Genomic DNA, 8,736 nt, shown 5'->3' with positions numbered 1-8,736 from the left:
CCGCTGATCTTTGTGGGTTTCCGAGAGTATGCGTTTGTTATATTAACCACTTGCCCTATATCTCCGAAATTCCCTTTGGGTCTGCCCGGAATGGCGCTAACTTAAGGGGCTGAATTGAGAGAAAAAGAGCAATAAAAAGCTTACGTAAAGGCCGTTGGTTGGATAGGTTTTCGTATGCAAAAACTAGAACGCTTCCTTCCCGGGTTTAACCATGTTTTATGTGGCAAAGCGCCTAAGACGACCTTTACGCAATTCCGAGAGAAACTGGTGGAACTGCGCCGGTCAACGCTTTCCGAACTCGCCTGTGTATTTGCCGATTTCATTCCTCTGGAGAAGCTTTCGGCCAAAGCGAAAGGAAGTCACAGCCGTCGGCGTGTTTACACTCTGAATGTGACGTTCTGGAGCTTTTTGCATCAGGTGTTGTCCCCTTCGATGCCTTGCCGCGAAGTCGTCCGCAAGGTGCAGGGCTTTTGCAGTGAGAACAACCAGCCGTTGCCAAGCTCCAGTGACGTGGCTTACTGCAAGGCAAGGGCGAAGATCAAAGACTCGGACCTGGATGACATTCACTCCCAGGTGTGCGAAAAAGTGGGGCAGCGCGTGTTGAGGGACCAGCTTTGGAAGAACCGCACCGTCAGGGTCATCGACGGCACCGGTATCACCCTGCCGGATACTCCTGAAAATCAGGCGGAGTTTCCCCAGCCCTCCGTCCAAAGAAAAGGATGCGGGTTTCCGGTCATGCAAGTGGTGGCCTGTTTCTGCCTGGCCAGCGGAGCGTTGCTCAAGTGGGTGGAGACCGAACTGAAGCGCCACGAGAGCCGCATTCTCAGGGAGTTCATCGGCTTCTTCAGACCCGGCGATGTCGTGCTCACCGACCGCGGTTTCAGTTCTTACGGCAATCTGGCATCCCTGTTCACAGAGGGGATTGATGCGGTCATGCGCATGCATCAAATGAGGAAACCGGATTACCGTCAGGGCAAGGCCCTGGGTCCCATGGACCGTCTGGTCACCTGGGCGAAACCGAAATGCCCGGAAGGTTGGGACGGGGATCACTGGGCCGGCCTCCCCGCAACGATGGCACTGCGTATCGTGCGCATCCGGGTCGAAGTCAAAGGCTTCCGGGTGCGCCGGTATGACTTGGTGACCACGCTGCTCGATGCTGAAACCCACACCTCCGCGGACTTGGCCGAACTTTACTTCCGTCGCTGGTCCGTCGAGCTGTTTTTCCGTCATATCAAAACGACCATGGGAATGGAAATGCTGCGCTGTAAAACCCCGGAAATGATCCGCAAAGAACTGCGCATGTTCATCATCGCCCACAACCTGATCCGGGCGCTGATGCAGGAAGCCGCCGGGATGTATCAGTGCGATCTCACCCGCATGAGTTTCAAAGCCACAGTCGATACCTTAAGACAGTTTTCCCCAGCGATCCACGCGGCCAAAGACACTCCCAAAACACGAAGCCGGATCATTGACGAAATGCTCCTGGTCATCGCCAGCGAAACAGTCCCCCTCAGAGAAAACCGCAGTGAACCCCGGGCGGTCAAAAAGCGTCCCAAACCCTTTCCCAGATTAACGAAACACAGGTCCGTTTACACCGTCCCGAAATCCAGAAGACATAAAGGAAAATACAAATCCAAAAAAGTCGTTAAGACGGCTTAAGTTAGCGCCATTCTGGATTGACCCCTTCCTTCTTACTTCGATTTTGTTGATCGTTACCTCCACCGCCGTGACTTGAATGTTTTTGGAATCCCGGATGATTTTTGATCCTCCGGAAATGTAGCGGATCTCGTAGGTGCCGGGATCGTCCGGCAAGCGCAGCTCCGCCTTCTGTACTTCCTTGACGTATTGATACTTTATATACTTACCGCCTTCACTGGAGGGTTCGGCGACAGACACATAGTCTCCCTGCACCGCAGGTCCGGTCCACTCGACCTGAATGGTGGAGCCGGCAGGTCCCTTTTTGGGTGCGTCGACACTGGCCTTCGGTGCGAGCGCCTTGAAATCCCGGCTGGCCCAGATGGCCTTGTCCTTCCCGGAAATGTAGCGAATCTCGTAGACTCCCTCCACGTTGGGAACGCGCAAGTTGGTAGGGCTGCCGTCTTTGGTGTAGGCGTAGGTTTCGTATTTGGAAGAGGGCGCGTCCTTCCCGGCAATGGCGAGGTAGTCCCGGTTGTTGTTGGGCGCCGTCCAGGTCACGTCGATAGTCGAACCGGCTATGGCTTCCTTGACCGCGTCCAGTGTAACCCCGGGATTGTTGATTTTGATACTCTGGCGAGCGACAATGGTTCGGTTGGCCGCATCAAAATACCGGACTTCGTACAAGCCCTCCTCGCCCGGCAGTTCAAGACTGACCAGATTCTTGCCCGCCACGTTTACTTTTCCCAGGGGACGGAAAAAAGGGGGACGGAAAAAAGGGTCAATCCAATACTCTTGCAATAACAAGTGGCCGATTTAACAAGATTGAACAATTACGTAAAAACCTGATAACAAAGGTATTGGATTGACCCCTTCCTTCTTACTGACCCCTTCCTTCTTACTAACAAGATTGAACAATTACGTAAAAACTTGATAACAAAGGTATTGGATTGACCCTTTCCTTCTTACTTGGATTGACCCCTTCCTTCTTACTTGCTCTTTTTCTCTCAATTCAGCCCCTTAAGTTAGCGCCATTCGGATTGACCCCTTCCTTCTTACTTTCGAAAATGGCTTTTTCAAACTGCTCTCCGGTTCTCGCCACAGTAAACAAGTCCTTACGATAATTGCCCCGTGACAAAATATGGTACATTGCTCCGGGATACTGAATGCGAGGTTTTCTGGCCATGTTTGGAAACCAATGGAAAACGAAATATTCAGTCAATACCAAACATCAAGGGCTGACCCTTTATGTCCCTTATGTCCTTCTTCCTTCTTACTCCCTTCCTTCTTACTCGTCTGGGCCAAGATAACAAATCGCTCTTTTTCGGTCATCGGTTCAGTTTCCTTCCATGGCATAAGCGCCAATAAAAAGTGTTACCGATGTCCTTAGAAGATCTGTTACCGATGTCCTCGGATCATACCTAGGCTCGCCTCCTCGACCCCGTTGGCTCGCCTCCGTTGGCTCGCGGTAATCCCGTTGGCTCGCCCTTCAGGTTTTGGATGAAGCGGATTTAGATGGATGAAAAAAAGTTATTTCCAGCTATGAAAACACTTGTTGTAAGAGCCTGAAAAAGTACTTGTCTCATATAGGGGGACGGTGTCACCGTCTGGCCCGCTGACTTGATTTAAAAACCTATAATCTTTTTCTCCGTCCGGGCCGGATACTCTGCTCGATTCCCTGTTATGTCGTCTGCCATTCCTGAAGCCAAACCTTTGACCCCTACCCAGTGGATGATCTGTTTTATTGCAGTCATCGGATTCGCCTTTGATATCTATGAATTGCTGATGCTGCCGCTGATTGTGCGCCCGGCTTTGATGGAACTGATCGGAGCGGCACCCGGGTCACCTGAATTTGGCATGTGGGTAGGACGCTTGTTCTACATACCGGCATTTTTTGGAGGTGTGTTTGGTCTGCTGGGAGGTTGGTTGACCGATCGCCTCGGTCGGCGACGGGTGTTAACCTACAGTATTTTGCTTTACGCGATTGGGGCGTTTGCCGCCGGGTTTTCCACCTCGGTGTGGATGCTGCTGTTTTTCCGGATCCTTGTGTTTGTCGGGGTATGCGTCGAGTTTGTGGCCGCGGTTGCCTGGCTTGCAGAACTGTTTCCGAATCCGAAGCAGCGGGAAAAAGTATTGGGCTACACCCAGGCATTTTCTTCCATTGGTGGCTTTATGGTTGCAATGGCTAATGGTCTGGCGGTCACCTACGCCCTGCATTTGCCAGCACTGCATCTTCCGGATTTTCTGAATTTCTTTGGAGGCACTATCGGGGAAGCGAATGCTCCCTGGCGCTATACCTTGATCTCCGGACTGATTCCTGCGATTCCGCTGCTTATCATCCGACCGTTCTTGCCCGAATCTCCTGTCTGGCAAAAAAAGAAGGATGCCGGCACCCTCAAGCGACCCCACATCAAGGAGCTATTTGCCACTAAGAATATGCGGCGCACAACGATTGTGACCACGATCATGTTTGCCCTGGCATACGGCGCAGCCTTTGGAGCCATCCAGCACATGCCGCGCATTGCACCCGGACTGGCCGAAGTACAGGCCCAGTCACAAGAAGCGGGCGAACAGGCAACCGCCAAAGCTTTGTCCGAAGGAAAACCTGCGGATGTGGCTCAAAAAGCCGGGGGAGTGGCCATGCGCCTGAAGGAACAGAACATCATTGCATCGTTAACCAAGTTTCAGGAAATAGGCGGGCTGGTCGGACGGGTGGTCCTGGTGCTGTTGCTCCTGAAAATCGTCAGCCGTCAACGTGTCATCCGTATGTTTATCGCTCCCGGTCTCATCGTCATGCCTCTGGTATTCGCCATGGCTCTGACTTCGAACCTCTCGCTTTCCTATGTAGGCATGTTTGTCATCGCCCTGTTAACCGTTGGACAATTCAGCTTCTGGGGCAATTACCTGCCGCGCGTTTATCCGGTGCACCTGCGGGGGACTGGGGAAAGCTTTGCCGCCAATATCGGAGGGCGCATGATAGGCACCTCCTTTGCCTGGGTTACCAGCACATTGGCCACGGTTGCCTGGATGCCGGGCGGAACTCCAACCTCCAAACTTGCCTACACAGCTGCCATTATCGGCTTCCTGGTATTTCTCGGCGGATTCATCGCCTCCTGGTACCTCCCCGAACCACCCAAGGAAGATTTGCCGGAGTAAAGAGACAGGATACTTCCTGTCCTAGATGTCAGACCCAACAGGGAAAAAGAAAAAGGAAACCATTTTATTGGGATGAAACTTAGAGCCAACCCAAGTGCGCGAAAAGGGTCAATGTTCATATTTCATATTTATGCTCTCTCCGAATACTTCTGCTCCCATTCCCACTAATTTTCCAAGATTGTTCTTGGTAGAGTGATGTGATTTATGTGTATAACTTCATTCACTTTTCTACTGAGAGAGATAGGGCAAATTTTTATGAATATGAAATATGAGCATCGTCCCGATAGGCTCTCTCGACCCCATAGGTTCTATTCCCCCCTTTTTTTCCACTTTTCCCAGAAAAAGGAGGCGTAGTTCCTGAAATGGGATCTCCACAGATCCGAGAAGTAATCATCAGGCCTTATCGGATTATTATTTTTGAATGCTTACTGTGAGGTCCGAAGCGTTATTGGCTCCACTGAACAATTGGATTCAGGACCGATTGTAGCTGTGGCAAATGTATCCTCCATTTTTCTTCGCTTTGGTTGCTTTCGTCTTATGGTATTCGTAAAACTTTCCTTTTCCCTGATTTTGTGATTACCCAATCAATGCCTAGATTCCTTACTTTTATTCTTTGTACTGTTTTTCTCACCGTTGCTTTCCAAGTGGAGTTTTTGGGGCAAAAGCCGAACGTCGTTTTTATCATTGTCGATGATTTGAATGACATGCCGCTGCAGCCAGGCGGGAAACCCCTGGTGCCGACGCCAAACATTGATCGCCTGAAAGAGCGCGGTGTTAGCTTTACCAATGCTCATACGAATGACCCGCTTTGTGCACCTTCCCGGGCCAGCATGTTGTTTGGGCTCTACCCGCAGACTACCAGCTTGTATTGGTTTGAAGATTGGAGAGATAACGGAATTTTAAAAGAAAGTGTTTCATTGCATGATAATCTCCGAAATGGAGGTTACGCTGTTTTTGGCACTGGCAAAATATATCACGGAAGTCAGACAGGATTGTTTGATGAATATGGCCATAATGGCGATGTGGGTCCTTGGCCATGGGATGGGCAGTCCACAAACTTTCGCCTGCCGCACCCACAACAACTTTACCTGTATCATGGACCTGATTCCGATATGGATTACCAGTGGGAACATGTATTTGGTCCTCTTTCAGATGTTCCAGTGTGGCCTGCAGATGTGGCGAATGGTATTCCGGGATACACGGGATGGCGGCTTTTTGGAAAACCCTGGAAATATGTGAATGATCAGAATCGCGATCCTATGGCGGATGAGCTTGGTGCTCAATGGTCGAAGGAAATTATCAATCGGGATCACTCCAAACCCTTTGCATTGTTTACCGGACTGATCCGAACCCACACACCTCTTTACGCGCCTAAGAATTACTTTGACCGTTTCCCTTTAGACACGATCAAACTACCCCAGGTAGATCCGAACGATTTGGACGACGTCGCAGAAGCCTTGGGGAACGAAGCACTGTATGGGTTTCGACGGTACAAGATGCTAGTGCGCCATGAGGGTAAAGACCTTTTGCGTCATTGGCTTCAGGCATACATGGCATGTGTTTCATTTATTGATGATCAGGTGGGTACCATTCTTGATGCGGTCGACGCGAGTCCTTATCGAGATAACACGATAGTCATTTTCACGAGCGACCATGGTTTCCATGTGGGCGAAAAAGGATTTCTTTATAAAGGCAGTCTTTGGGAGCCGTCGACGCGCATACCATTTATCGTAGCTGGAGTTCCTGGAGCACCCGAGGGAGTTGTCTGTGATCAGCCGGTTTCTTTGATCGACATGTACCCGACCTTCAATGAGCTCTGTGGTTTGTCCAAGTATCCGAATGAAGGTGGCAATGGTTACGAGCTCGAAGGTCACAGCCTGGTTCCTCTAATTAAAAATCCTGGAACCGAAGCTTGGACTGGCCCTGATGTGGCGATCACCGCTCTACCCGGAAAGGACCACATGCTTCATGCGGATTATGAAGGGTCGCTTTATCCACACTTTTCTGTTCGATCAAAGCGCTGGCGGTATTCGCTGACTTCGAATGGCGGGGAGGAGCTTTACGATCATCACAATGATCCGCTTGAATGGAAAAATCTGGCAAACGATCCTGAATTAGCCTTTGTGAAATCAGGTCTTAAAGCTGAGTTAATCGAACTACGGGAGGGGGACAAATGGGAGTCATTGAATCAGTTGTCATCCTGGACTATGCCTTCAGGAATGGGTGAATCCAGTCAATCGCAGGGAGAGATTCGTTTATTGGGGACAGCTTCATTCGATCTTTCAACATCGAAGGATTATGAGGATTTCGAATTTGAAGCTGACTTGAAGACTTCCAACGACAATAGCTTCCGCATCGCTTATCGCGGTTCCTTTGGAAATGGTGTTTCCACCCCTGTTGTTGGCAAAGATGTTGCTGGTCATGCCCATTTTCAAAACGGAGAATGGAACCGATATCGAATTCGGGTGCACGACGATCGACATCAGGTGTGGATTAATAATCGGGTCGTGAGCGATTTAAAAATCGACAGCCTGACAAGTACCGGCGCGCTCCGCATTATTTATCCAGGAGGCGGTAGATCTTTGCAGTTAAGAAACGCGCGGATCAGGGAGCTATAAAATCAGGCCTGTATCCGAAAATACACTTCTGCAAGTAGGAGCACTCGACGTTTCCACGACGGCTCGCTCCCGCTACGTTCCTCAGAGCTTCGCCGGACAGGTCGGCGACTGTTTCCAGCGAGGTTTTCAAACGAAGCTGGATCGACGAGCCCTACCAAGATCAGAATAGTTGCGACTATTTACGGTTAAACTGCGCTAATAACTCACCGCGTGGCTAACCATATTATTCGGAGTATCGATCGGTACCCGTTCGTCCAATCCGATCAGCTCACGCCATCGTGAGATCTTGTAGCTGTTGTCCAAGGTGATACCGGTAAGGGCCTCATCGTAATGAAACTCAAAATTCCCTGTCATAGTGATTGTATTCGCAACCGCTGCCCCTAAAAAGACTCCGCCGCTGCCGCTTCCTTTCAGCTCCAAATCTGCGTTCGGAGCATAGATGGCAGATTGAATGGCACCATTACCTGAAATTTTTATGGTTTGGCTGGAGCCGCTTGCAGCGGTTCCATAGAGTAGGAAATTTTTAGGTACGTCGGACATATTGACTATTCCATTTCCACCCACATCCACATCCCCGCCTACGTAAAGTTCTACCGACCCGTTTGTTGGAGTTGCTCCGGTTGGATCATTTAAAATGGTTAATTCGCCTTTGGTCGTAACATCTCCAGAGACCACAATTACTACTGGCCCAACGATTTCTAAATTGTCAGTGGAACTGTTGGAATAGCTTGATACTTTATAGTAGGTTGTTGTTCCGAAAATCCCTATCGAACCTGATGAAGGTAAAGTGGTAATAGCAAGAGGTAAACTTGATTCATCCGGGTTGGCGGCGTCTGGAAAGTCAGCTATGAAATCAGTTGCTATTCGCGTAGTGTCAACTGTTCCTGCAGAGGCGTTTAAATCCCCTGACACGATTCCTTGAGCTCCAATGGCCGGAGCTCCACCACCGGTTGCAATATATCCGAAAACATCAGCGTTGCCTGAAGCCAATGCTCCTGCGCTGGTGGCAAGGCTACCAATGGTTCCGTTCGCATTTCTATTTGTAGAAGTGTTATAAGGCCCATCGTCCGAGTTGTAGCTGTCGATGGCTATTTTATTTCCATTAAATACCACCGTATCTTTGGCAGTCATTCCGTTTAGAAAAACACCTTTCCTGCTTAGGTCGGTCCGCAATTGTTTCTTAACTGTGCCATAGGACGAAACAATTTTTCCTTCAGCAAAAATAATCGGAGACTCTTCATCCAGTACACTAGCGTAGACCTGGACATTTCCCGTTCTGCCATTGCCCAAACCTATATTATTGAAGTTTTGGTAGTAATTGTCGGTC

General features: G+C 49.8%; 6 protein-coding genes. 3 read left to right on the top strand and 3 right to left on the bottom strand.

What is annotated here, in order from left to right; genetic code table 11:
• Positions 1-174: 174 nt before the first annotated feature.
• Positions 175-1,659, top strand: a complete 1,485-nt coding sequence (locus tag O3C43_23750) for an IS4 family transposase (protein ID MDA1069500.1) — start codon at positions 175-177, stop codon at positions 1,657-1,659.
• Here O3C43_23750 and O3C43_23745 read toward each other — a convergent pair.
• Entirely contained in the window at positions 1,570-2,442 is an 873-nt protein-coding gene (locus O3C43_23745) for a hypothetical protein (protein ID MDA1069499.1), read from the bottom strand. The two genes, O3C43_23750 and O3C43_23745, sit on opposite strands and share 90 nt — an antisense overlap.
• A 205-nt stretch (positions 2,443-2,647) precedes the next feature.
• Positions 2,648-2,821, bottom strand: coding sequence for a hypothetical protein (locus O3C43_23740; GenBank protein MDA1069498.1), 174 nt, complete (start codon positions 2,819-2,821; stop codon positions 2,648-2,650).
• 497 nt (positions 2,822-3,318) lie between these two features.
• Here O3C43_23740 and O3C43_23735 point away from each other — a divergent pair, with 497 nt between their 5' ends.
• Positions 3,319-4,791: an MFS transporter gene (locus O3C43_23735; protein MDA1069497.1), complete on the top strand. Its 1,473-nt coding sequence runs from the start codon at positions 3,319-3,321 to the stop codon at positions 4,789-4,791.
• 587 nt (positions 4,792-5,378) lie between these two features.
• A complete protein-coding gene (locus O3C43_23730) occupies positions 5,379-7,409 on the top strand; it encodes a sulfatase-like hydrolase/transferase (GenBank protein ID MDA1069496.1) in 2,031 nt (676 codons plus the stop codon).
• Positions 7,410-7,604: 195 nt separating this feature from the next.
• Here O3C43_23730 and O3C43_23725 read toward each other — a convergent pair.
• Positions 7,605-8,736 (bottom strand): hypothetical protein (locus O3C43_23725; GenBank protein ID MDA1069495.1); only part of this gene is annotated, 1,132 nt, incomplete at its 5' end.

Source organism: Verrucomicrobiota bacterium, assembly GCA_027622555.1.
Classification (GTDB): Bacteria; Verrucomicrobiota; Verrucomicrobiia; order Opitutales; family UBA2995; genus UBA2995.
Note: the sequence above shows the minus strand (reverse complement) of the source record. Positions and strands in the feature narration are given on the sequence as shown.

Bases quoted from the DNA above. Each gene is read 5' to 3' on its own strand.
- O3C43_23735 (MDA1069497.1), top strand. From the start codon at position 3,319: ATGTCGTCTGCCATTCCTGAAGCCAAACCTTTGACCCCTACCCAGTGG.
- O3C43_23750 (MDA1069500.1), top strand. From the start codon at position 175: ATGCAAAAACTAGAACGCTTCCTTCCCGGGTTTAACCATGTTTTATGT.
- O3C43_23730 (MDA1069496.1), top strand. From the start codon at position 5,379: ATGCCTAGATTCCTTACTTTTATTCTTTGTACTGTTTTTCTCACCGTT.
- O3C43_23740 (MDA1069498.1), bottom strand. From the start codon at position 2,821: ATGGCCAGAAAACCTCGCATTCAGTATCCCGGAGCAATGTACCATATT.